A 1,093-nucleotide genomic window follows, 5' to 3' on the forward strand; every position below is an offset into this window, starting at 1 on the left:
GATTGGCGTGTCGTCGCGCAAAACCATGTTCGGTATCCCGGCCATCCGGGCCCAGGGCGTGGACGCGGTGATGTCCAACTGGCGCGGCTTGCTGGTCGGCAACGGCGTGGCCTCTGCGCGCGTGGCCGAGCTGCTCGACGGTGTGCGCCGTGCCACCACCCACCCCTCGTGGCTGCAAACCCTGAAGACCAAGCGCTGGGATGCCGCGTGGATGGCGGGCGAAGATTTGCGCAGCTTCATGGACATGGACCGCACCACGGCGGCGGCCATGGCCTATTTGCTCAAGCTGAAGGCTTAATGGTCTTTTAGGCCGCTGGCGCTTATTCCATGGGCGGTAGCAGCTATTGAATACATAGCGTCTTGCTGCATGTCCGCCAAGGTTTTCAGGAAGCCGTCGCAATCCACCGCGTGCACCGGTTCGCCGTGGTTGTAGCCGTAGGTCACCAGCAGCACCGGGCAGCCTGCGGCACGCGCGGCCTGGGCGTCGTTGCTGGAGTCACCCACCACCAGGGTGTGGGCGGGCAGGGTGCCCAGGGCTTCACAGGTTTTCAACAGTGGCAGCGGGTCGGGCTTTTTGCGTTCAAACGAATCCCCGCCAAACACCTGGCTGAAAAAGCCCGCCAGCCCCTTGGCCTGCAGCAGCGGCAGGGCCAGGGCGATGGGCTTGTTGGTCACACAGGCCAGTTGCCAGCCGCGCTGCTGCATGGCCTGCAGGCCCGCCAGCACTCCGGGGTAGACCGATGAAAACTGCCCGTTGATGGCCGCGTAATGGTGCTGGTAGCGCGCAAACGCTCGCTCGAACAATGCTGCGTTATTTATAGCTTCTTGTGCTGGTGGAATAAGCGCAAGGGCATGATTTAGCACTGAATGGATCAGGTGCTCGGAGCCCTTGCCCACCATGGTCGCAATGGCGCTGGGCGCAATCGCGGGCAGATTCAGGTCGGCCAGCATGCCGTTCAAGGCGGCCGCAAAGTCGCCCAAGGTATCGACCATGGTGCCGTCGAGGTCGACGATGGCGGCCTGGATGCTGGCGGGCTTAATACAGCACCCGCCGAAACATGCCGATGGCCATCTGGTAGCCGAGCAACTGCAG

1 protein-coding gene and 1 pseudogene are annotated in these 1,093 nt (G+C 63.1%); one reads left to right on the forward strand and one right to left on the reverse strand.

What is annotated here, in order from left to right:
- Positions 1 to 298, forward strand: a pseudogene (locus AC097L_RS25890) (tripartite tricarboxylate transporter substrate binding protein); the annotation flags it as partial.
- Here the strand turns inward: AC097L_RS25890 and gph are convergent.
- On the reverse strand, positions 295 to 993 hold the full coding sequence (gph, locus tag AC097L_RS25895; protein WP_479589558.1) for a phosphoglycolate phosphatase: 699 nt from the start codon (positions 991 to 993) through the stop codon (positions 295 to 297). The pseudogene AC097L_RS25890 and the gene gph overlap by 4 nt on opposite strands.
- Between the last annotated feature and the right edge of the window lie 100 nt (positions 994 to 1,093).

The organism is Rhodoferax sp. RT5P35 (assembly GCF_056521385.1).